Here is a 22,365-nt window from a genome sequence, read left to right on the forward strand (position 1 = left end):
CAATGCACCATCGCCCTGTTTCTCTTTTCGCCGCGTCCCTCTATTCCAGTGATTTTCGGTACTCCAACCAGGCCGGTAGTTCCTGGAAACCAAATCGAAGATTCAGCAGAAACATCGGGTTGTCTTCGTGATTGTCAGTACGGATTTCGGGCGGCCCACCTTCGGACGATGTCAGGGATTTGGCATAGGAGATCGCCTGCACCTTGAGAGCGGTTGCGATACCCTGGCGCCGATAGTCGCGCAGAACGCCGGTTAGCCCTGTATAGAGGATGGTGTCGGTTGCCTCGCTTGCCCAAAGGTTTGTCAGACCTATGTAGCGGTCTTCGTCGAGCGCAACCAGAAAGCCGTTGGGCATCAGGTTGGGGTTATCTTCGAGCCTCTTAGCGAAATGTTCGAAGGGTACGGGTGTAAAGTCGTCATGCCACGGGATATCCTGCATGATTATACGATCCAGATCGAATAATCGCCGGAGGTGGTCGGGATAGATGGCATCCAACTCGCCAAAGGTTCGGATGGTGATACCCGAATCCTGCATGGCCTGAACCACGCCGGAGAACCGCTCAGGCTCAAACGCTGCCGGGTCCAAAACCGAGCATGGCGAACGGGAGGCCATCTGGAAGCCACGGTCTTCCAGAAACCGTTGGCCTTCCGGCTTGTCCTCCCGGGTGAGGGCATCGATTGAACGGGGATCGGAAGGCTGCAGCTCTGCAATAATATGGTCGTAGAGCATCCCGCCGATACCCTGTTGCTGGAAATCTGGAAGGATCAGGATTTCCAGGTAGTACTTCCGGGGATCGAACGCCCAGGACATGTGGCCATATTCGGCGAACGCAACACACTGAACGGGCTCGGCGGCAATCTTTTCCCGAATCACCAACACCCGTCGAAAGAGATGCTCCGGTATCCGTTGCCTGTCCCGGCGTGCCTGGAAGGAGACGTTGACAGGCATATCGGGCCAGATGGCGTTTCGGATCGCCACGATGGCCTCGTAATCTTCGGAGCTGCCATTGAAGGGTCTGGTACTGAACATCGTTTCCTCCAGTCGAGAATAGATATCCTGTCAGCTGCCTATGGCAGCATGTCGGAATGTCAAAATGCCAGAACGGGAACAGGAGTTTTCGTAGGTCCGGCTACCAGCCGGACGATCTGGTGTACCAGAGATGTCACGCTGATAGCGATGACCTACAAAACTCGCGTTCGCAAATTGGCTTCAGTTTTTTTCACCGGTTCACCGTGTCCTCGTATCGCCGTGTCGGACAAGGGCTTGGATTCCGATGGGGCCGAACTGACGCCAGACGCGCAGACTTCCGGTCCCGCCAGGAGATCGGAAGTCTGATTGAACGATGGCTTTCAGGCCGGAATCCGATCGGCCTGCCGGTCTTCGGGATTAGCCCAGATCCTCTGTCGCTGCTGCTGCGCCCAGTTCGGCAGCGCCTTCGGCGATCTCGGCGATTCCTTCAGCCTCAATCTCCGCGGCAATCTCAGCATCCTCGGCGGCCATTGCCAGCTCGTCGATGCCCTCCAGGCCCAGTAAGAATCCCCCAGCAGCCAGTTCGGCCGCGCGCTCCGAGGCCAGCTCGGAAGCAGCAATCCGAAGCGCTCCCTCGTCGATCTCCTCAATGCCCAACTCGGCGATGTGCAGACCGGTGGCATCCATTAGTTCTGCCAGGCTCTGCTGAGCGGCTGATCGCAGAATAACATCCCCGGCGATCTCCTGCAATCTGGCTCCGCGATCACCCAGCACTGCGCTCAACACCGGCATCTCCAGCGCATCCACCACATCACCGATGGTCTGAAGCTCTCCCGCCATGCGGCCCAGCTCCAGGCCCCGGTCCAGGTCTCCCAGGCTCATCAGACCAACCGCAGCGCTCATGGCGCTGACATCGTCTGAGGCCATCAACAGCTCGGCGCCCTCAGCCAGATCGGTGACCCCGGCCTCACCGACCACATCGGCCAACGCCGCCAGGCGATCTGCCACGATCTCGGCGTCAACCGCCCTGGTCAAATCGGAGGCGGCGGCCATTGCTTCGGCCACGGCCAGATCGGCCACTTCCTCTCCCAACTCGAGGGTATCGAGACCCTCTTCCACCAACTCATCACCTTCTGCGGCTATAAAGGTTGCAGCTGCTTCAGCGGCCGTATCCTTGTCTTTCTTTGCCATGTTCCATTTTCTCCTTTTGGAATATTGATTGCCCTCGCAGGCAAGCGAAAACTGATTGAACTCTACAAGCCCAGACCTGAACTGAGTTCCGCCAGGGCAGCCTTCTCCTGGTCACTGACGCGCACGCTGCCGATTCCTAAGAATCCACCCTCGCGTCCCGCCTCGGCCGTCGCCTGAGCGACACCCATTATCCACTTTTTGTAGCCCGTGGCTTCTTCTGCACTGCCTTTTTCTGCCACCAGGTTGGCGGCTTCTTCGATCTCGGTCAGCATGGCGGCCTTGGTAGCTTCCGGATCCTTCTTCTGCTCGTCGGTGAGGTCGAAATCCGATTTGGCGTCCTTGTCCTTGGATTTATCCTGGAAATCGGCCACCAATGCACCGACCAGGTCTTGAGCGTCCTCGGGCACGGGCTGTGCCAGGATCGCCTTGCTCATACCGGCGGTCTCTTTGAATACACTGGTCACGGCCAGATCGGCGATGATAAGATAGGTGCCGGCCAAAATCGGGGCCTGCATGAGTTGGCCCCACTCTTCCGCGGTATAATCTGTTTTCGTGGTCACAATTCTCTCCCTGGTTTGGATGGCGTTGAGGCTTCAGCCGGTTTCGTGTCTGACCGACCAAAGCATACTGAACAATTGCCGTTTCGTACATGGATTGCTCCGATTATACCCGCGGCATGCTGATAGCGCAAAAAATCAGTTTCTCAGACCTGGGTTATTCCCGCAGATAGCGCATAGTCCCTGTGTATTCCCAGGCGGGATTTCATTTGACAGCGCGACACCGCTGTGTTATCATCTCTTTGCAACATCTGTTCAAGCCTGTTCATCTGTTCAAGTGAGGCGCCGATGCGTTCCGATGCCGACAGGCACACGCTCTTGTACAAGATCGCCAAGGCCTATTACGAGGACGGGCTCACCCAGCACCAGATCGGTCGACGCTTTAGTCTCTCCCGCGTCAAGGTCTCGCGCCTTTTGCAGGAGGCACGAGATGAACGAGTTGTCCAGATTGCCATCGTTTCTTCCATTGACTCCAACGCGGACCTCGAACGTGAACTGGAAGCTCGCTTTGACCTTCTGGAGGCCGTCGTCGTCACCCCTGCGGACTACAGTGCTCCCGTGATTCTTCAGGAACTGGGTACTGCAGCGGCTAATCATCTGATGCGCTGCCTGCAGGGCAAGGAGATTGTGGCCCTGAGCTGGGGCACTACCCTGCATGCCGTGATCGAGGCGCTGCCCGCTCAGAACTGGCCCGATCTGAAGGTCGTGCAGATCCTTGGTGGCGTTGGTGATCCAGAGGTCGAAGTTCATGGCAACGATCTCTCCCGCCGGATGGCTCAATCCTTTGGCGCCCAACTTCGTTTCATGCCATCCCCGGGTATCGTTGGCAGCAGGCAAGTGCGCGACGCGTTGATCGGCGATCCCCAGATTGCGTCAAGCCTGGCATTGGGCCAACGGGCCGACGTGGCGCTGGTAGGCATCGGTGTGCCTATCCCGGGATCGGTGGTCGACCGGGCAGGTATTCTATCGAAGGATGAGATCGTCGAGTTGGCGAACCTCGCTGCTGTGGGTGACATTGCTCTGCGATTCTTCGACAAAAACGGCCAACCCACCCAGCACGCGATCAACGATCGTATCGTTGGCCTGGATATCGACCAAATGAGGCGGATACCCCGCAGGATCGGTGTGGCTGGTGGTAGTGACAAACACCAGGCGATTGGCGCAGTGCTGCGTGGCGGCCTCGTCAATGTTATCGTGACCGATGAGCGCAGCGCCAGATATCTGCTCACCAGCTCCGGAAAGGCCCCGGATTCAGCCAACGGGATAGCAGCTCAGGCGACGATTGGCAACACCGTGCGATCGCCTGGCGAACTGGTTCATGGGTGAAGGATTATCAGGATAACCTCCTGGAAGGGTAGTGGATTCATGTCAGATTATCTTCTTGGTCTCGACTATGGCACCGGCGGTGCCAAGGCCTGTATTATCGACCCGGAGGGCAACGTCCTGGGCTTTGCTTTCGAGGAATATCCTTTCTATCATGACCATCCCGGCTGGTCGGAGCACGATCCCGATCGCTACTGGACTGTCGCCTGCCAAATGATCCAGGAATGCATCTCGCAGGCTCGCATTCAACCAGCCGAAATCAAGGGGCTTGCAGTTTCTTCCGCCTTGCCTTCCATGGTAATGGTGGACGAGCAGCACCAGCCAATTCATCGCGCCTACAACCTGATGGATAGGCGTGCAACCCGGGAGGTTGAATGGCTCAAGGAGAATATCGGCGAGCAACGGATCATGGATATCACGGCCAATCGTATCGAGGATCATCCTGCCCTGGTCAACCTGTTATGGGAAAAGACCAACCGTCCCGAGTCCTATGGGCAGATCTGGAAAGCCCTTACCATCGATGGTTTTATCACCCTCAAGTTGACCGGCAGGCCGGTGGTTTGTCACGGCGGCGCGCCCTTCTACGGCGTGGCCTACAACCTGGTCGAGGAGAGCTTCGACCAACAGATGTTGAACGACATCGGGATCGATGGCAGCCTGATACCGGAGATCCATCGCAGCGAGGAGATCATCGGCGAGGTGACCTCTGCCGCCGCCGCTGAGACGGGCCTGGCAGCGGGCACGCTGGTCTGCGCCGGACAGGTTGACTTCAATGCCAGTTGCATCGCTGCCGGCATCGTCGACGAAGGCGACATCATGAGCAACCTGGGCACGGTTGGCAACTTCGGCGTCATATTCACCGACAAGGCCTTCCCCTATTCACCTGTGGGCCTCTCCATGATTAACCTGGCCTTTACCGTGGACTCGGCCAATACCTTGATGACCATTCCCTCGACCACCACCGGCGGCCAGTCGATTCGCTATCTGCGGGACGAATTTTCCAAGTACGAGATCGAGGTGGAGCGGGTGCTGGGTATCAGTTCGTATGATCTGCTCAATATGCAGGCAGCCGAGGTTCCCTTGGGCAGCGACGGTTTGATCATTCTCCCCTACCTGATGGGTGAACGAACGCCCATTTGGGATACCACTGCCCGGGGTGTCATCTTCGGTCTCTCGTTGAACCATACCAAGGGCCACATCGTACGTGCCATGATGGAGGCGGTAGCCTTTGCCCTGTACGACTCCTACCGCCTGATCGAAACATCTGGATTGAAGCTGAACACCCCCATGGTGCTCAACGAGGGTGGCGCGGTCAGCAAGCTCTGGCGCCAGATCATTACAGATGTGTTCAACGTGCCCACAGTGCTGGTCAAACGACGGACAGGTGCTCCCTTTGGCGACGCAATCCTTGCCGGGGTGGCTACTGGTGTTTTCGACGATTATTCAGTTGCGAAGCAGTGGGCAGAATATGTCGACCGCATGGAGCCGATTCCAGGCAACCACCAGCGCTACATGCCTTATTTCGACCTTTACAAAGACCTTTATGAACATGTCAAGGAGGATTTCAAAACGTTGGCGAAGCTACGAGGACAGCTATAGCAGATGAAAGGAAGAAAATGAGCACCTCCCTCGGCAAGCAGGTGCGGCTGCACAGGTTGCAGAACCCGCAGTCGGGCCGGATCCTGACGATAGCCATTGACCATGCGCCCAGCTATGGCGTGCTGCCCGGCCTGGAGGATATCCAGGCGGTGATCGACCGCGTGGCCGCTGGCGGCCCCGACGCGGTCATGCTGATGAAAGGTCCTGCCCAGCGCTGTTTTGCGCCGTATGCAGGTGATATATCGTTGATACTCAAGTCGTCGACGCTGTCCCCATTCCATCCGACGCAAGACGTTTGGGTGAACCCGGTTGAGGATGCGCTTCGTTTGGGTGCAGACGCGATTTCCATGGCTCTGACTGTGGGCAGCGAGCAGCAGGCGGCGCTGGTGTCCAACCTGGCAGCGCTGGTACGGGAAGCGGAGCAGGTTGGGCTGCCCGTGATCGTACACGCCTACCCGAACGGCGAACTGGTGCCGCCAGACCAGATCTATTCGGCGGAACAGGTCAGCTACGCGGCTCGCCTGGGCATGGAGTTGGGCGTCGACATTGTCAAGACCTTCTACACCGGTTCGGCTGAGAGCTTCGGCACCGTAGTGGAGGCGGCCGCGCCTGCCCTAGTCGTGGCTGCCGGGGGACCGCGCCTGGATAGCGACGCCGATGTGTTGACTATGGCGTTCGCGGTCAAGGAGGCGGGCGCGGCGGGCCTGACGTTTGGGCGCAACGTGTGGCAGAGTGACAGCGCCCCATCCACGATCCGCGCGCTGGCGGCCGTGCTGCACGAGGAGGCTTCGGTAGACGAGGCGCTGGCGTTGTTGCCATCACAGGAAAGTGTTTGATCATGCCGCTGGTCAATTTCAGGGAAATCCTGCAGGATGCCACCGATGACCGATACGGTGTGCCATGTCTTCTCGGTGGCAACCTTGAAATGGTCGTTGGCCAGATCAGGGCAGCAGAGGCATGTAATTCGCCCTTGATCCTCGCCTTCAATCAGGCCGTTACACCTGATGTGCCTATGTCTATCGGTCTGCCGATGATTGTCAATGCGGCGCGAGAGGCTGCCGTGCCGGTAGCAACCATCCTGGATCACGGGATGCACCTTGAGCCAGTGGTGCAGGCCATTCACCTGGGAAGTTCCTCGGTGATGTACGACGGGTCTGGCCTGCCCTTCGAGGAAAATGTGCGACAGACGGCGGAAATCGTGCGGATCGCCCATTCCGTCGGGGTCGGCGTTGAGGCAGAACTGGGCGGCATAGGTGGCTCGTCACTGGAGGTAGGTGCGGCTGGACCCGAGCCGAGTTTCACCGATCCCGAAATGGCTGCAGAGTTCGTCGAAAGGACCGGCATCGATGCGCTGGCAGTCTCTTTTGGCAATGCCCATGGCCCTTATCAGGCAGATCCCGAGCTTGAACTGGACAGGGTTAAAAGAATCCGTGAACTGGTCTCGATCCCGCTGGTGATGCACGGCGCCTCCGGCCTGGTTGACAGCCAGTATCGGGAGATTGTAGAGAGTGGAATCAGCAAGATCAACTATTACACAGCCATGGCTCGCGATGCCGCCCGGGATTTACGGGACTTGATGCTTGAGACCGAAGAGAACGGCCTCATTTATCACCACATTATTAAACGATCTATCGATTTCTATTATCAGGAAACAGAAAGATTACTTGTTGTTTTGGGTTGTGCCGGCAGGATTGCTGCCGGTGAGCGATTCAGGACTTACTGAAGGAAGTTCAGAATGGAACTCTATGAAAACCTGTCGAAGCTGGAAGCAGCCGGTACGCCGATCCGGGTGGGCCTGGTAGGTTGCGGCCAGATGGGATCGGGCATGGTCCATGTCACCAATCAGATGGCCGGCATGAAAACCCGCGCGATCGCCGATATCGATGTCCAACTTCCCATCAAAACCTTCCGCAAGATCGGTGTTCCGGAGTCGGATATCTGCGTCACAGCCAATCGTGGCGAGGCGCAGGATGCGTTGGCCCAGGGCAAGGTATTGGTGACCGAGGATGCCCTGCTTCTGACCCAGCTGGATGGCCTCGACAGTATCGTCGAAGCGACAGGATACACGGAGATCGGCGCTCAGGTCGCGTGGCATAGCATCATGAACGCCAAAAACGTAGTGATGCTTAACGTGGAAACCGATGTGACGGTCGGCGTATACCTTAACGAGTTGGCCAGACAGGTGGGTTGTGTGTACACAGTGGCCAGCGGCGACGAGCCCGGTGTGTGCAAGATGTTGTACAACTTTGCCCGCAGTCTTGGCTTCGAAGTGGTATGCCTGGGCAAGGGTAAAAACAACGTCATCGACTACTATGCCACGCCCGATACCTGTCGCGAGGAAGCCCTCGGCAAGGGCATGAATCCCAAGATGTTGGCGGCATTCAAGGATGGTACCAAGACCATGGTTGAACTGGCTGCCATGTCCAACGCTACTGGACTGGTACCCGATGTGCCTGGCACCCATGGCCAGAAGGTCGACCTGCCCGATCTCAACAAGATGCTTGTGCCGGTGAAGGACGGCGGCATCTTGAGCCAGCCCGGTTGTGTTGAGTACACCACTGGAAAGGTGGCGCCAGGTGTCTTTGCCGTCATTACCTCCCCAGACCGGCGAATTCGTGTCGATATGAAGTTCCTGGCCATGGGTGATGGTCCCTACTATACGCTGTATCGGCCTTATCATCTGTGCAACGTCGAGACGCCCATCTCCATTGCTGAGGCGGTCATCTACGGTGAAACAACGCTTGTTTCCAGGGACCTGGTATCAGAGGTGGTTGCCATCGCCAAACGGGATCTGGCGCCCGGAGACGTGGTAGATGACCTGGGAGGCTTCGATTTCTTCAACCGTATCTACGCCTACGGGCAGGCTAAGGCGGCCAGGGGCATTCCCATGGGCCTGACGCCGGGCGGCACCGTGCTGAAGTCTATTGCCAAGGGCGAGATGTTCACTGAGGATAATTTCGCACCCGATTCCAGCCGCTTTGCCTTCAAGTTGCGCACCATTCAGGACGAAATGCTGGCGAGACGTGATTCGTGAAACCTGAAGCGCCGTGCGTGATCCGGTGTGCGCGGGACGCCATACCTGACACGCATCACGCACTAACCAGCATATCTTTGAGAAATTACCTATGACACCCACTACCATGCAAGCTGTAGTCGTGCGAGCGCCGATGGAATTTGGCGTGGAGGAAGTGCCCCTGCCTCAGGTGGACCCGGGTGGCCTTCTCCTTCAGGTTGAGGCCTGCGGTCTATGTGGTTCAGACCTGCGCACGTTGAGGGGCGGCCATCGTAAGGTGACCTTTCCCTGGATCATCGGTCACGAGATTTGCGGCACCGTTGTCGAAACGGGCACAGACTACCGCGGTCCCTGGCAACCCGGTCAGCAGCTTGCCGTAGGGCCCATCGTCTACTGCGGAACCTGCGACTTTTGCCAGGATGGGCGATACGAGTTGTGCGAGAACTACCGCGAGATCGCCCAGGCCTGGCCTGGCGGCCTGGCAGATTACATCGCGCTTCCCCCGGAGAGCATTCGTCTCGGCAACGTTCGGGCAGTGTCCGCAGGAGTCGACCCTGCCTTCGCTGCCATCACCGAGCCTATCTCTTCCTGTCTGAGCGCGCAGGAGAAGGGCCAGGTAGGCTTGGGCGATACCGTGATGGTCATTGGTTCGGGACCAGTCGGTTGTATCCACATTGCCCTGGCCCGTGCACGCGGTGCCTCGAAGATATTCATTGCCGATATCGTCGATGAAAGGCTCAGGCTGGCGGAAGCGTTCGAGCCTGACGCAACGATCAACGTTTCCGAACGCGATCTGGTGGAGGAAGTGCGAAGACTGACCGGCGGCAAGGGGGCCGATGTGACGGTGACAGCAACCCCGGCGCCTGTTGCCCAGGTCCAGGCTGTCGAACTGACCAGAAAGGGTGGTCGTATTCTACTGTTCGGTGGTCTACCCAAGGATCGCAGCAAACCCGGCGTGGATATGAATATTGTCCACTACAATGCCTTGCATCTCATCGGCACGACCATTTTTGCTCCCCGGCATCACCGGCTGGCGGTGCAGTTGGTCGAGTCGGGGCGGTTTCCCATGGACAAACTGGTTACCCACAGGTTTCCACTGTCCGAGTTCAACGCCGGCGCAACTATGGCGCTGGAAGGAAAGGTCTTGAAGGCTGTTTTCCTGCCTGGTGTTGGCTGATACCGGCTGTCAAGCAGCTAACTGGTGATTTCGTGATCGCAAACATTACACAATCTCAGGTTCTCCAACGTCTTCAGGAGCATGGATTGCAGCACACTGTCGTGGAACTCGATGGCGGCGCGCGTATTGTTGTAATGCAGCGGGGCGGCCGAATTCTGGGCCCATTCCTCCCTGGCGACGGTGGCAGCATTCTCTGGCTCAACGATGTTTGGGCCGACTCCGATGCCTTCAGTGCCTATCTTGCCGGCAACGAGTGGAACCTGGGTGGTGAACGTGTATGGATCGCACCGGAAATCCAGTTCAGTGTACGCGATCGCTACGATTTCTGGAACACGGTGCAATGTCCCCCGGCAGTTGATCCGGGAAACTATTCGCTGGATCAGGCGTCAGCGGGCGAGGTCACACTGTGCCAGCGCATGGTGTTGGAGGCCTACAATATTGCCAGCGGGAGCAAAGAACTGTATCTCAAGCGGCATATCCGGCCAGCAGCCAACCCGTTGCGGGCATTGAGCCAGTTCAAAGAGCTGATGGATGGTGTCGGCTACGCGGGCTACGAGCATGCTGTTGAGCTGTCGGAAACGACATCAGATGACATTGTGAGTGAAGGCTGGAGCCTGCTCCAGTTGCATGCGGGTGGTATTCTGATTATTCCGGCTTCCCCCAAGGTGGAGTACAGTGATTATTTTGACCCTATTGACTCGGATCACCAGACAATTCATCAGGATGCTGGTTATGTGGCCGTTCGCATCAGCGGCCGGCGGCAATTCAAGGTGGGGTACAAGTCGGCGCACGTGCAGGGGCGACTTGCCTATCTCAGTCGCCTGAACGACAGCCATTTCTACCTGCTCATCCGCAACTTCTTCAACAACCCTTCGTCACTCTATGCGGAGGAACCACCTCATCTACCGGGTTGCCGAGGCCATTCGATTCATGTCTACAACGACGATGGTGATTTCGGCGGCTTTGGCGAACTGGAGGTCATGGCGCAGACGATCGGCGGTGAAACGGGCCGGCGCAGCAGCAGCGAGCAGTTCCTGTTCTGGCTGTTTGTAGGGCCGGGCGATCGGCTAGAGCTGCTGGCCGAACATCTGTTGGGCGTGCGCTTGATCGTGGACCTGCCCTGATCCCAGTCAGGCTACGGCTTGAACAGTTGGAATCCACTAACAAATCACCTGCTACTCACAGTGAACCGGACACCTTTCAAAGGAGAAACGATGCGATGAACGTCATGGACAGGAAGACCACCTTTGGCCTGATCGTAGGCTCGCGAGGGTTCTTCAATTCGGAACTGGCGGTGCAGGGCCGCAAGGACCTGCTGGCAAAGCTGGACGAACTGGGCTTCAACTACGTCATCCCGCCCGAAGATGCCACGCCCAACGGCGTTATCGAAACCTACGCCGATGCCAAGATTTGCGCCGAACTGTTCAAGCAGCGCCGGGATGATATCGATGGCGTTGTCGTGGTGCTGCCCAACTTCAGCGACGAGATGGGCGTTGTGTTCACCCTTGATATGGCCAGGCTCGACGTGCCGGTGATGGTGCAGGCTTGCGACGATGAGGATCCCATGAAGCTGCTCATCGACCAACGGCGGGATTCCTTCTGCGGAAAGATATCGGTCTGCAACAACCTCTACCAGTTCGGTATTCCCTTTACCGACACAACCTATCACACCTGCACGATCGGCAGCGATCTCTTTTCGAAGGACCTGGACAGGTTCGCCCGCATCTGCCGGGTCGTAAAGGGCCTGACCAACATGCGGATCGGCGCCATTGGTGCCCGTCCGACTCCGTTCCACACCTGCCGTTACAGCGAGAAACTGCTCCAGAGCACCGGCGTCACGGTAGTCACCGTCGATCTTTCCGAAATGATGGCTTCAGCCAATGCGCTACGCCAGGGCGGCGCGCAGGCGGTGACCGACAAGGTGGACCAGATCCGGGCCTATGGCACCATCCCGGACTATATCCAGGATGAGGCCATCATTCGACAGGCTGCCTGGTCCGTTGCCGTAGAGACTTGGATGGCCGAAAACGAGTGCGATGCCAGTGCCATCCAATGCTGGACCTCGATCCAGCTCAACTATGGCTGCGCCACCTGTTTGACTATGAGCATGATGGGTGAGAAGTTGATGCCCAGCGCCTGCGAGGTAGACATCACTGGAGCGGTGTCCATGTATGCCTTGGTACTGGCCTCGGGCAATGCCGCTGGCTTTCTGGACTGGAACAACAATTACGGTGAAGACCGGGACATGTGCATCAACACTCATTGCAGTAACTATCCCAAGAGCTTTATCGGCGAGACTCCGGAGATCTCCAACCTGGACGTGATCGGCGCGAGCGTTGGGGCTGACAAATCCTTCGGCGCTGTCAAGGGCCAGGTGGTTGCCGGGCCGATGACCTTTTTCCGCATGTCTACCGATGATACCCGGGGCGTGATCAAGTCGTATGTGGGCGAAGGTGAATTCACCGATGATCCCACCAATATTCAGGGCGGCTCTGCCGTCTGCCGGATCGGCAACCTGCAGCAGATGATGAAGTATGTCTGCAAGAACGGCTTCGAGCACCACGTTGCCCAGGTACGCGGCAATTGGGCCGACGTCCTGGAGGAAGCGATCGCGACCTACCTGGGTTGGGATCTGTACCGGCACCGGTAGCGCACTGTGGTCAGCAATCAGTGATCGCTTATCTGTGACCTGATCACCGAATAGCGATTACCGGTGACTGAAAAGAAGGAGGTGATGCCAGGAAAGAAAACATCAATTCGGCCGAATCGCTCATCGCGACCATTCACTTAGGAGGATTATGATGAGCAAGAGCGATCTAAATCGACGCCAATTCCTGCGCTACAGCGCCATCGCTGGTGCGGGAGTGGCCGCGGCTGCCTGTGCACAACCTGCAGCTCCACCGGCAGCGCAGCCGGTAGAACCTGAGGCTGAAGCGCCGGCGGCTGCTCCTGAAGCGGAGGCCCCTGCTGCCGAGGAAGTGACGCTGGATGTCATGTCCCTCGCAGAGTACGAGGGGCCCTACCGGGAGATATGGAACATCTTCGAGGCCGGCCATCCGGGCATCAAGATCAATGTGTTCTCGATCAACGAGGACACGGCTGCTGCCTACGAGGCCAAGGTTGCCGGTGGTTACCTGGCCGCTATCGAGCTGACCCAGGAGATGCAGATCTTCTTCGACAAAAACAACTACGAAATGGCCATCAACCTGGGCGAGCTGGACTTCCCCTGGTGGGATCGCTGGCAGTTCGATGTCAAGAACATCTGGGCAGATCTGCACGGCCTGCCCGGACCGAGGTCCCTGGACGTCTTCCAGGGTTTTGTGATGACCTGGCAGTACAACCAGGAACTCATGGAGCAGTCCGGCCTGGATCCCCATACCGACGTCAAGTCATGGGATGATCTGAAGAAATGGCTGGGAGATGGCGCCGAGTGGGTTGCCAAGACCGACGGCGTGGACTGGTTCTACAACCAGGCCTGGCACAATTGGGTCTTCGGCAATAACTACATGGATGCCCTGCCCCTGGCCTTCGCCGATGGTCAGCGCGATCGCCAGGTCGATTGCTGGCTGGGTCGGACCAAGTTCAATGCGGAGGATTCGCCCTATCGCCATGCCTACGAGTTCTTCCTCGCGGCCAATGACGAAGGTTGGATGCCGCCCAGCATGTGGACCCGCCAGTGGGAGGGCGACATGGAAGCCTCCTACATCGCCGGCAACTCCGTCATGATGTTGCACGGCCCCTGGGTGTGGGACAAGGCCCTGGCCGCCGGTTCCGACTTCGCTGTCAACGACATGCAGGAAGGCTTACCGGTCACACCGCCCGCTGAGGGACAGGTTCCGTGGATGCAGAGCGCACTGCCGCCTAACATCGACAACCAGTGGTTCCTGCGAATCGGCAACGAAGATACCCCCCACTGGGCACAGACCCAGGAGGCCTGGAACTGGTTCTGGAGCCCCGAGGCTGTGCCCTTCAAGGCTCAGGCCGAAGGGCGCTGGCCGCTGTATGACCTGGATGAACCGCTCGAACTGCAAGGACCGCAGTTTGTGCATGTCCTCAGTCAGATCGGCACACCCGGTGGAATCTGGGAAGATGCTCAGTTCGAGCAGAACCCGACCGGGAACCTGATGGCAAGCCCTTATCGCCTCAAGGGTTCCAAGGGTGTCTGGGACTGGGAGTCAAACAGCAACAACGAGGTGTTCGCCGACGTGTTGCAGGGCAAGATCACCGTTCAGCAAGCTCTGGACATTGCCCAGCGCAACTGGGAAGAAAGCTTCGAGATTCCGGAAGAGGTCACCAACGGCTGACATTCCTGCGTTCGTGGTGGGTGGCCTGGTGTCACCAACCGGTCACCCACCACATTCCTGAGGCGTGGTAAGCCTTACGATTCGCGTACCAGGCAGTTCGCCAGCGGAGATGCTTATGGCACCAACAACCGGACAGCAGTCCAACGGGATTACGGATAAATCAGGCAATCAACCCAGGATAAGCAAGCTGGAACGACGGCGTATTCTTCGTGATTGGGCCTTCATCACGCCGCAGCTCTTTCTTTTCGTCCTATTGACGATTGTGCCCTTCTTCGTCGCCATCCCGATCCTGTTCACCGACATGTCCCAGTTTAACGATCCAGCGATCAATCCGGTTGGATTGCGCAATTTCACGGCAATTTTCGATAATCCCAGTGTGCAACGTGACTATTTCCCGGCGCTGCGACGCACCCTTATCTTTGTGGTCTTTAATTATACGACGGTATATATCTTTGGATTGTCGCTGGCATTGCTCATGTACGAGGTTGGTTTCCGGGGCGGATTCTTCACCATCGTCTATCTGCCACTCATGGTGTCGGGTCTGGCGGTTGGTTACATGGCCGTGATGCTCTTCAGCCAGGAAACCGGAACGGCAAACCTGTTGCTTCAGGAAGTTGGGTTGTTGAAAAAACCGATTGATATCTTTTCTGCCGAGGGGACTGCCTTTATCTTGCCGGGCCTGGTTGGCTGGCGATACGCCGGCTACAACATGGCGATTTTTCTGGCTGGGCTTTTGGCGATTCCCAAGGAAACCATCGAGGCATCCATCGTAGACGGCGCGAGTTACTGGCAGCGCCTCTGGAAGGTCTATTTTCCCCAGATGCTGCCATCCTTTGTGCTGGCCACGACAATGTGTTTGATCGGCTCCTTCGCCGTTTTCGACGAACTGGTGGCCATGGGTGCTCTTTACGTCAATCCAGAGGCCAAGCTGTTAAGCATTCTGTTCTTCACCTATGGGTTTCAGGTTGAACGGCTGGCCATGGGTATGACACTGGCAGTCGAGACCTTCCTGCCCCTGGTGGTTCTTGGTGTCGCTCTGCAGCGACTGCAGCGACGGCTGCAATACTAACAGCGAGGAGATCAGTTGCCATGTCAGGCTCTGCTACTGCTTCGGATCAGCGATCCATTCGGCAACCCATGTTGTCCTCTACCAATCGCAAACGACTCGTTCGGATACTTGCCGTCACGGTGATGCTAGTCTATACTCTCCTCACATTGTTTCCCTTTTACACACTTTTTATCCGGTCGTTCGTCAGCACCAAGGACTCGACTGATCTCCACCTTTGGATCCCGGAGGCGGATGAAGTAAATTTGGACGCCCAGGTCGGTAACCTGGCGGTGTTCTACGATCTCGACCTCAAGGACCTGAAGGAGGCCTTCGGTATTCCGCAAACGGAATTCCTGATGGCGCGTACCTCGCTGCGCCAAATCGGTGAGAGGTACGACGTTCCTGAGGCACAAATCCGAGACTTCTTTGCGGGATTCTATACCTTCAACGGCTGGAAAACCTTGCTAACGGGCGAATTGTATGGCACCAGCTTCTGGGGCGCACTGTTCAGAACGCTTATTGTGACGGCCACCAGTCTTGCCCTGGGCATAGTCCTGTCAATATTTACCGGGTATGGCCTGGCAGGGTTGAGACGCAAGGATCAGATGCTTGTCTACAATCTATACCTGCTGCAGATGGTTATCCCAGCCATGCTTATCTTATTGCCTCAGTTTTTGATGATTCAGTGGTTCGCCAAGCTGATCCCCGGTTATGGCGATCCCGGAACCACGCGTCAAGCGCTGCAGCTTGGCTCGATTGTGCTCATCAACATCAAGGGCACTGCCCTATCGACCATGATTCTTACGGCAGCCATCTCCGGTATTCCCAAGGAACTGGAGGACTCGGCCCAGATCGACGGTGCCAGCAGTATGCAGTACATTCGTTACATCCTGTTACCGCTGTTGAAGGTGCCAATCGTCAGTCTGATTGTTATTATGTTGCCCCTGATCTATAACCAGTTCCTTGAGCCCTACGTGTATCTGGACCCCGCCAACTCAACCCTTTTGCCCTTCACCCAGAGCGCCGTGGGTCAATTTTCGACCAACTTCCAACTCATCTACTCCGCTATCTTCGCCTCGGTGGTGCCGTTAGTGATTGTTTATCTGCTTTTCCGCAGCTTCTTCGTGGAGGGTGTGATGGCGGGGGCAATCAAAGGATAGCATATGCCGAGAGGCAAACCCCAACGCGTCGTCTTTCAGCCCAATACCTATCGCGGCTTCCAGCGCGGAGCTAACCAGATTGTCAATGCAGTGCGTCCTACATTGGGCCCGCGCTCGCGCACCGTGGTGATTCAGCGAGAATTGGACGACAAGACCCCCGAGATGCTGGATGACGGCGGCACCATTGTGAAGCGAATCATCGCGCTTGCTGACCGGGACGAGGATGTGGGCGCCATGTTCGTTCGCGAGATGCTCTGGCGTTTACATGATGAGGTGGGAGATGGCACAGCCGCCGCCGCCGTGCTGTTCCAGTCGATCTATAACCAGGGCATTCGTTACCTGGCTTCCGGCGGTAACGCCCGGATATTGGAGAAGCACCTGACGGAAGGACTCCAGATCATACTGGACCAACTGGGCGGGATGACCGAGCCGGTATCCGGCAAGCAGCAGTTGGCCCACCTGGCCGAAACGATCTGCTACGATCCGGCCATGGCCAGGCTACTGGGTGAGATATTTGACATAATCGGCGAGTTCGGAAGGCTCGAGATCCGCAAAGGGCGGACCCGGGATATGCGGCGTGAGTATGTGGAAGGGATGTACTGGGAGCGCGGCCTGATGTCCCGCCAGATGATCACCGATCACGCCAGGACGCGCAGCGAACTGCAGAACCCCCATATTCTGATCAGTGATTTGCAGATAGATGATCCCGCGCAATTGCTGCCGTTACTGGAGATGGCGAAACGGGAAAACATCAAGGGACTGCTGATCGTCGCGGGCAAGATCAGCGACAACGCGCTCTCCATTCTGTTGGCAAATCGGCAAGAGGAGGGATTCCAACCGGTTGCTGTCACGACGCCTGGCTATGGGGTGGAAGCGCAGCTTTGGGCCCTGGAAGACCTGGCTATCCTGACCGGTGGTCGTTCCTTCATCCAGGTGGCGGGAGATACCTTTGACGGTGTTCAACCCGAGGATCTGGGCAACGCCCGGCGCGCCTGGGCAGATTTGAAGAACTTCGGCATCATCGGCGGTGGCGGCGGCGCCAGGGCGTTGCGTAATCACATTGCTACCGTGCGCGCCTCTTATGATAACACGAAAAACCTGGTGTTGGTCGATAAGCTGAGAGAGCGGATCGGTAAGTTGCTGGGCGGATCGGCAACGCTATGGGTTGGCGCCAATACGGAATTGGAAGTGGATTTTCGAAAGGCAGTGGCCGACCGGACCGCGGCGGCCATGCGTACCGCCATGCTCGACGGAATCGTTCCTGGAGGGGGCGTTGCCTTGTTGGCCTGTCGCCCCGCTCTCCGGGAGCGATTGCAGCAAAGCGAGAGCGTCGACGAACGAGCAGCCTTCCAAATATTGATCAAGGCACTGGAGGCACCGATTCGTGCCATTCTGCAGAACGCCGGGCTCGACGCAAGCGACGTGATGGCCGACATCCGGCTGGCCGGAAATGGCTACGGATTCGATGTGACGACTGAGACTGTAGTCAACATGAAGGAGGCTGGCATCGTCGACGCGACCGCCGTGCAAAAGGCAGCTGTCTTTTCAGCCGTTTCCGGTGCAGCTCTGGCCCTGACGGTCGATGTTATCGTCCACCACAGGCAGCCTGAACGGCAGATCAAGCGCGAGCCTGCCACGAGAAAGCGCCTCTGAGGGAAGCAGCTCGTTATGACTAACGAAACCCAACTCCAGAATTACGTTCACTTGCTTGTCGTCTCCCCAGACTTTGCAGCCGACAGCACTTGCTTTGCCGCTCGGAATTCGGGTCTCCTGCGATCCACTGATGGCGGCCGTAGTTGGCAGGATGCCTATGAATCGATGGACCTCCAGAGCCAGCTGCCGACGTCAGCCGTTGCGCTCTCTCCCGATTTTCAGCGTGATGGGCACCTCTTTGCCGGCGCGCCCGGTGGCATTCTGCGATCCCTGGATCGGGGCGATACCTGGCAGGTAGCCCTCCTTGGCTCTCCCCCTCCCTTCGTGTCAGATCTGGCTGTGTCACCCAACTACAGGCGCGATGGCACGCTGTTTGCCGCGACTCTCGATGATGGCGTCTTTCGCTCCGCAGATCGCGCAACGAGCTGGGCATCATGGAATTTTGGCCTGCTTGATTTGGCCGTGATGGCACTGGCAATTTCCCCCGGTTATACCGACGACGAGACTCTCTACGCTGCAACGGAAACGGGGATCTTTCGCAGCACCAACGGGGGGCGTGCCTGGCGCGAGCTGGCTTTTCCCACCGATCTTGCACCTGTTCTCCGCCTGGCCATATCACCCGATTTCGCCGAGGATAAAACGATCTTCGCCGGCACAGAATTGAATGGTTTGTTCCGCTCCAGGGATTCTGGTCAGACATGGTTCCCCCTGGGTCAGGATGAGCTGGCAGGCGCCATCAATGGCATCGTGCTTTCCCCTCAATATCCGGAAGACCCGTCGTTACTTGTGCTGCGGGGGGACTCTGTCATGGTCTCGCGCGATGACGGCGAATCCTGGGAGGCGCGATCGCTCGATCTGACTCCCCAAGGGGTTGTCTCTGCGGTGGCCGCTCCCTGGGGTTTCCATCCTTCGGCACCCCTGCTGCTTGGTTTGATCGGCGGCGAGCTCCTGCGGCTTTGACCAGTTGCCTGCCGGGCAGCGGCCTCTCTTGGGCCGCGTTTAGGGTAACGATTTGGCTGGCGTTTTCGCCGATCTCGGTGCCCATGACGTGGGTGCCGTGGCTGGGGAAGCCTGGATAGGCGCCAACCGGGAAAGGAGACGGTGTACCAGAGACACTGGCCAGGCTGCGGGCATCCCACCAGTTGTAGTCATGGTCAAAGGGACCGGACAGCGTGCCACTCTGGTTGCCTCGATACTGGCGCACCAGGGCCTCGTGGCTGTAGCGAACGCCCGTATCGATATTGGCTGCAACGATACCCTCGCCGCGAACGCTGTAGGTGTTCCATACCTGATCGGCGCCGATTTTGGCCACACGCCAGGCAAGCGCTTCGGAGTTTCCCGGGATAGCTTTTGTTGGCTCGATAACGGGATTGGGTGCCTGCACCCTGGGTTCGGCGATAATTTCCCTTACTTCCGGATAGGTGGCAAGGGCATTGGCTGCCTGCCGGTCCCCCTGAACCACGATCACGTTGGCGATCCAGTAGGGCTTTAAGTATGAAACCGTGCCAGCCAGGGCTTCGGCTTGCAGCGCCTACATTATTATTCTCCGTTGGCTGCTTTCCGCTGTGTCCCGCAGGGTGTCCTACACGAACTGGCCCCGGGCTGCCCAATCGTCGATCTCTTTGGCCCGACTCAGATTGGCCCGTGCATTCATGATCACGAAGAACCGCGCCTGGCCACTTTCTGATGTGGCAATTGCCTCGATGAGCGTGCTGTCGACTGGGGCCGCATGGGCAGACGGGAGAAGGCCTGTCGGACTCGTCAACGGCATTCGAGAGCCATAAAATGGGATCAGGAAGATCACCGTCATCGCCGAAAGGAGAGCGACAATTCTGCCAAGCGTCATGAGCACCTCCTGGTGCGGGCATGGGGACGCGCTGAGCGGAAATCTGACCTTAGGATGTTTGTTCGCGCGTCCTGACAACGGGGCATTCTAACCCAGAAAATTCAGGGCAGGCAAAGGAACAATAGAGTTTCTCTCAAAGATCGTCTCGCACCAGAATCCCTTTCTGAACCATGCCCGGGTTTTCCGTCATGGCTTTGAAGACCTGGGGTGCGTCCCAGAGGTTGAACTCGGTCGCCACGCGGGGATAGGTGATTGCCCCCGCCGCCATCAGCTCCAATGCCTCCGGAAAACAGTCTACCGACGCCCGGGATCCAAGGATGGTCATCTCCTTGCGGGTGAAATCGAGGGCGGGCAGGCTGACGGTTGTCCCCTGTTTAACCAGGCCAAGGATCACGATTCGCCCACCGGCGGCTACCAGGTCGACGGTTTGTTCCATGACCCGGGGGCTACCGGTGGCTTCAATCACCACAGGGAAACCCTCGCCGTCGGTTCGGTCCAGCACAGTTTCCAGCAAGTTGGCGTCAGCCAGAACTGTATCCGCACCAAATTCGGCGGCAGTCCTCAGGCGTTCGGGCACGATATCTGTCGCCAGGACCCTGGCGCCGCGGGCCCGGGCCACCTCGATCACGGACAGGCCGATAGGCCCTGTACCCAGCACCAGCACATTCTCGCTACCCACGCCGCCGCGACGACAGGCCTGCACGCCGATGGCGACCGGCTCGGCAAAGGAGGCTTCGGACAACGACAGGCCAGGTGGCACCGGATGTATCAGTTCAACCGGCGCTGTCAGATACTCGGCATATCCGCCTGGAAGATGGGCTCCGATGATGCGTAGATTGGCACAGCAATTGGACTTGCCGATGCGGCAGGGATAGCACTCGCCGCAGCCGATGAAGGGTTCGACGACCACCTGCGTTCCTGGAATCAACTCCTCGACACGGTTGCCAACCTCAACTGCTTGTCCAGCGATTTCATGTCCACAGATCATGGGGTAGATGACGTAGGGGTTTTTGCCCGTGTACGCGTAGAGATCGCCAGCACAGATTCCTGCTGCCCCGACCTCGACCAGGACCTCTCGGGGTCCAGGAACAGGTTTTTCCCAGCTGCCGATCATTGAGTCGAAAGGGCCATTGATGATGAAAGCGCGCATGGGTGATCTCCTGTTCGTGGGAACTCATTAGAGCGCATTGGTTCTCGTCGGAGCTTGGTGGAAACTCCTAAGAGCTCCCTACTCCGTACTCATCCAAACTGACAACCTGGTTCCGCGCCGCCGACTCGTAGGCGGCATACACCAATTGCATCGTTTTCAGATTGTCCTCGCCAGTGTTTTCGGGCGGTTCACCCGAGCGAAACGCCCGCAGGAAATCCTGGTGAATCGGCACCATGCTGGCGTGGTTCACATCGTAAGCAGGGTCGGCCCAGGCATAGTGGGGGGGAGGAATGCGCCAGACCCGGGTGCCACCGTCCCTGGTCAGATGGATCCAGAAATCTGCCTTCAATTCCACGGTTCCCAATTCTCCCTCGATGAAAATGATTTCTTCGGGAAAGTGCTCCCAGGCGACCTTGCTGACGAAACTCATGTCCACGCTACAGATGATGTCACCCATTCGCAGCAGGGCCGAAGCTACATCCTCTGCCAGGATATCATCCCGCACCCGGGAATGCTGGCAGTAGATGCTCTGGGCCTCGCCGAAAAAGAAGCGCGCCAGGTCGAACTGGTGGCTGCCCTGATCGGCCACGATCAAACGAGGCAGTGTCTTGAGCAATGGCTGATTATCCCAGACGAAAGGCGCCAGGGCATGAAGGAATTGAAACCTGCCCCGGAACGGCTTGCCGATCTGGCCCTCGTCGATGACCCGTTTGACCTCGCGAATGGGGTGTTGCCAGCGATAGTTTTCGTGTACAAACAAGGAAACACCTGCATCTCTGCAGACGGCCACCATCTGCTGTGCAGTCTGGTAGTCAGGTGCCATCGGTTTTTGGCAGATAACCGGCACCCCATACTGGGCTGCCAGTTCCACCAGGGCAGCATGGGCTGCCACTTCGGTGATGATATCGACAAAATCCAGCTGCTCCTGTTGGAACAGGGTTTCGGCATCCCGGTAGACCTGTGGCACGCCAAACTTTTCGGCCACCGCCAGCGCTCTGCTGTGGGTTCGATTCCAGACCGCGACCAACTCCACACCACCGACCTCAAACCAGGCCGGGATCTGGTAGTGTGACCAGAAACCGGTGCCAAGCACCGCAAACCTCAACTTATCGGACATGACAACAGCTCCTCTGTCCAGCAATGCGTTTACAGAACATGCATTTCCTTGTCTACTGTTCTCAAAGTGGCGCTCTACCTCACGGATCGGCTAGCTAGCTCACGCACCGTCTGCTGACGTCACGCACCGCTTGCTGCCTCTCGGCACGCCTGCTGGCGTAGCGTGCTGCCGTGGCCGGTCTTTGCGAAGCACCCCGCAGCGCCAGCGAAGTGGGCCCGACCGTGCCAGCCTGCATTTTCATCGTTGCTGGTGCGCCA

20 protein-coding genes are annotated in these 22,365 nt (G+C 57.8%); 14 read left to right on the forward strand and 6 right to left on the reverse strand.

From position 1 onward, the window contains the following. Window positions 1-40: 40 nt before the first annotated feature. The 3 genes from U9R25_00380 to U9R25_00390 form a co-directional block, all read right to left on the reverse strand. The gene (locus U9R25_00380) at window positions 41-1,030 is read right to left on the reverse strand and encodes a GNAT family N-acetyltransferase (GenBank protein ID MEA3334335.1); all 990 of its coding nucleotides are present in this window, start codon (window positions 1,028-1,030) and stop codon (window positions 41-43) included. Window positions 1,031-1,387: 357 nt separating this feature from the next. Then, window positions 1,388-2,161, reverse strand: coding sequence for a hypothetical protein (locus U9R25_00385; GenBank protein MEA3334336.1), 774 nt, complete (start codon window positions 2,159-2,161; stop codon window positions 1,388-1,390). Window positions 2,162-2,223: 62 nt separating this feature from the next. Beyond that, window positions 2,224-2,721, reverse strand: a complete 498-nt coding sequence (locus U9R25_00390; GenBank protein MEA3334337.1) for a hypothetical protein — start codon at window positions 2,719-2,721, stop codon at window positions 2,224-2,226. Window positions 2,722-3,006: 285 nt separating this feature from the next. Between U9R25_00390 and U9R25_00395 the strand changes: the two genes are divergently transcribed. The 14 genes from U9R25_00395 to U9R25_00460 all read left to right on the forward strand — a co-directional run bounded on the left by U9R25_00395 (window position 3,007) and on the right by U9R25_00460 (window position 19,487). After that, window positions 3,007-4,044, forward strand: coding sequence for a sugar-binding transcriptional regulator (locus U9R25_00395; protein MEA3334338.1), 1,038 nt, complete (start codon window positions 3,007-3,009; stop codon window positions 4,042-4,044). 39 nt (window positions 4,045-4,083) lie between these two features. Beyond that, a complete protein-coding gene (locus tag U9R25_00400; protein MEA3334339.1) occupies window positions 4,084-5,640 on the forward strand; it encodes an FGGY family carbohydrate kinase in 1,557 nt (518 codons plus the stop codon). Window positions 5,641-5,657: 17 nt separating this feature from the next. Next, on the forward strand, window positions 5,658-6,476 hold the full coding sequence (locus U9R25_00405) for a fructose-bisphosphate aldolase (GenBank protein ID MEA3334340.1): 819 nt from the start codon (window positions 5,658-5,660) through the stop codon (window positions 6,474-6,476). A 2-nt stretch (window positions 6,477-6,478) separates the two neighbouring features. Then, a complete protein-coding gene (locus tag U9R25_00410) occupies window positions 6,479-7,363 on the forward strand; it encodes a class II fructose-bisphosphate aldolase (GenBank protein ID MEA3334341.1) in 885 nt (294 codons plus the stop codon). Window positions 7,364-7,375: 12 nt separating this feature from the next. After that, window positions 7,376-8,674 carry a hypothetical protein gene (locus tag U9R25_00415; GenBank protein MEA3334342.1) on the forward strand — a complete coding sequence of 433 codons (1,299 nt, stop codon included), beginning with the start codon at window positions 7,376-7,378 and terminating at the stop codon, window positions 8,672-8,674. Window positions 8,675-8,765: 91 nt separating this feature from the next. Beyond that, window positions 8,766-9,830, forward strand: coding sequence for an alcohol dehydrogenase catalytic domain-containing protein (locus U9R25_00420; protein MEA3334343.1), 1,065 nt, complete (start codon window positions 8,766-8,768; stop codon window positions 9,828-9,830). A gap of 32 nt (window positions 9,831-9,862) precedes the next feature. Then, entirely contained in the window at window positions 9,863-10,954 is a 1,092-nt protein-coding gene (locus U9R25_00425) for a DUF6786 family protein (GenBank protein ID MEA3334344.1), read from the forward strand. A 95-nt stretch (window positions 10,955-11,049) separates the two neighbouring features. Then, window positions 11,050-12,480 carry a fucose isomerase gene (locus tag U9R25_00430; protein ID MEA3334345.1) on the forward strand — a complete coding sequence of 477 codons (1,431 nt, stop codon included), beginning with the start codon at window positions 11,050-11,052 and terminating at the stop codon, window positions 12,478-12,480. 148 nt (window positions 12,481-12,628) lie between these two features. Continuing rightward, window positions 12,629-14,134 carry an ABC transporter substrate-binding protein gene (locus U9R25_00435; protein ID MEA3334346.1) on the forward strand — a complete coding sequence of 502 codons (1,506 nt, stop codon included), beginning with the start codon at window positions 12,629-12,631 and terminating at the stop codon, window positions 14,132-14,134. Between the two features lie 115 nt (window positions 14,135-14,249). Then, window positions 14,250-15,203, forward strand: a complete 954-nt coding sequence (locus U9R25_00440; protein ID MEA3334347.1) for a sugar ABC transporter permease — start codon at window positions 14,250-14,252, stop codon at window positions 15,201-15,203. 20 nt (window positions 15,204-15,223) lie between these two features. Continuing rightward, on the forward strand, window positions 15,224-16,342 hold the full coding sequence (locus tag U9R25_00445) for a carbohydrate ABC transporter permease (GenBank protein MEA3334348.1): 1,119 nt from the start codon (window positions 15,224-15,226) through the stop codon (window positions 16,340-16,342). Window positions 16,343-16,345: 3 nt separating this feature from the next. Further along, window positions 16,346-17,995, forward strand: a complete 1,650-nt coding sequence (groEL, locus tag U9R25_00450; protein ID MEA3334349.1) for a chaperonin GroEL — start codon at window positions 16,346-16,348, stop codon at window positions 17,993-17,995. Between the two features lie 15 nt (window positions 17,996-18,010). Continuing rightward, window positions 18,011-18,955 carry a hypothetical protein gene (locus U9R25_00455; GenBank protein MEA3334350.1) on the forward strand — a complete coding sequence of 315 codons (945 nt, stop codon included), beginning with the start codon at window positions 18,011-18,013 and terminating at the stop codon, window positions 18,953-18,955. A gap of 52 nt (window positions 18,956-19,007) precedes the next feature. Then, complete coding sequence (locus tag U9R25_00460) at window positions 19,008-19,487, forward strand: hypothetical protein (protein ID MEA3334351.1); 480 nt, start codon at window positions 19,008-19,010, stop codon at window positions 19,485-19,487. A 90-nt stretch (window positions 19,488-19,577) separates the two neighbouring features. Here U9R25_00460 and U9R25_00465 read toward each other — a convergent pair whose 3' ends face one another. The 3 genes from U9R25_00465 to U9R25_00475 all read right to left on the reverse strand — a co-directional run bounded on the left by U9R25_00465 (window position 19,578) and on the right by U9R25_00475 (window position 22,108). After that, window positions 19,578-19,841: a hypothetical protein gene (locus U9R25_00465; protein MEA3334352.1), complete on the reverse strand. Its 264-nt coding sequence runs from the start codon at window positions 19,839-19,841 to the stop codon at window positions 19,578-19,580. Window positions 19,842-19,974: 133 nt separating this feature from the next. Next, window positions 19,975-20,991, reverse strand: a complete 1,017-nt coding sequence (locus tag U9R25_00470) for a zinc-binding alcohol dehydrogenase family protein (GenBank protein ID MEA3334353.1) — start codon at window positions 20,989-20,991, stop codon at window positions 19,975-19,977. A 67-nt stretch (window positions 20,992-21,058) separates the two neighbouring features. Then, entirely contained in the window at window positions 21,059-22,108 is a 1,050-nt protein-coding gene (locus tag U9R25_00475) for a Gfo/Idh/MocA family oxidoreductase (protein MEA3334354.1), read from the reverse strand. Window positions 22,109-22,365 lie beyond the last annotated feature (257 nt).

This window comes from Chloroflexota bacterium, from assembly GCA_034717495.1.
Lineage (GTDB): Bacteria > Chloroflexota > Anaerolineae > JAAEKA01 > JAAEKA01 > JAYELL01.

Coding starts and splice junctions, on each gene's coding strand:
- U9R25_00380 (MEA3334335.1), bottom strand. CDS start 1,030: ATGTTCAGTACCAGACCCTTCAATGGCAGCTCCGAAGATTACGAGGCC.
- U9R25_00385 (MEA3334336.1), bottom strand. CDS start 2,161: ATGGCAAAGAAAGACAAGGATACGGCCGCTGAAGCAGCTGCAACCTTT.
- U9R25_00395 (MEA3334338.1), top strand. CDS start 3,007: ATGCGTTCCGATGCCGACAGGCACACGCTCTTGTACAAGATCGCCAAG.
- U9R25_00400 (MEA3334339.1), top strand. CDS start 4,084: ATGTCAGATTATCTTCTTGGTCTCGACTATGGCACCGGCGGTGCCAAG.
- U9R25_00405 (MEA3334340.1), top strand. CDS start 5,658: ATGAGCACCTCCCTCGGCAAGCAGGTGCGGCTGCACAGGTTGCAGAAC.
- U9R25_00410 (MEA3334341.1), top strand. CDS start 6,479: ATGCCGCTGGTCAATTTCAGGGAAATCCTGCAGGATGCCACCGATGAC.
- U9R25_00415 (MEA3334342.1), top strand. CDS start 7,376: ATGGAACTCTATGAAAACCTGTCGAAGCTGGAAGCAGCCGGTACGCCG.
- U9R25_00420 (MEA3334343.1), top strand. CDS start 8,766: ATGACACCCACTACCATGCAAGCTGTAGTCGTGCGAGCGCCGATGGAA.
- U9R25_00430 (MEA3334345.1), top strand. CDS start 11,050: ATGAACGTCATGGACAGGAAGACCACCTTTGGCCTGATCGTAGGCTCG.
- U9R25_00435 (MEA3334346.1), top strand. CDS start 12,629: ATGATGAGCAAGAGCGATCTAAATCGACGCCAATTCCTGCGCTACAGC.
- U9R25_00440 (MEA3334347.1), top strand. CDS start 14,250: ATGGCACCAACAACCGGACAGCAGTCCAACGGGATTACGGATAAATCA.
- U9R25_00445 (MEA3334348.1), top strand. CDS start 15,224: ATGTCAGGCTCTGCTACTGCTTCGGATCAGCGATCCATTCGGCAACCC.
- groEL (MEA3334349.1), top strand. CDS start 16,346: ATGCCGAGAGGCAAACCCCAACGCGTCGTCTTTCAGCCCAATACCTAT.
- U9R25_00455 (MEA3334350.1), top strand. CDS start 18,011: ATGACTAACGAAACCCAACTCCAGAATTACGTTCACTTGCTTGTCGTC.
- U9R25_00465 (MEA3334352.1), bottom strand. CDS start 19,841: ATGACGCTTGGCAGAATTGTCGCTCTCCTTTCGGCGATGACGGTGATC.
- U9R25_00470 (MEA3334353.1), bottom strand. CDS start 20,991: ATGCGCGCTTTCATCATCAATGGCCCTTTCGACTCAATGATCGGCAGC.
- U9R25_00475 (MEA3334354.1), bottom strand. CDS start 22,108: ATGTCCGATAAGTTGAGGTTTGCGGTGCTTGGCACCGGTTTCTGGTCA.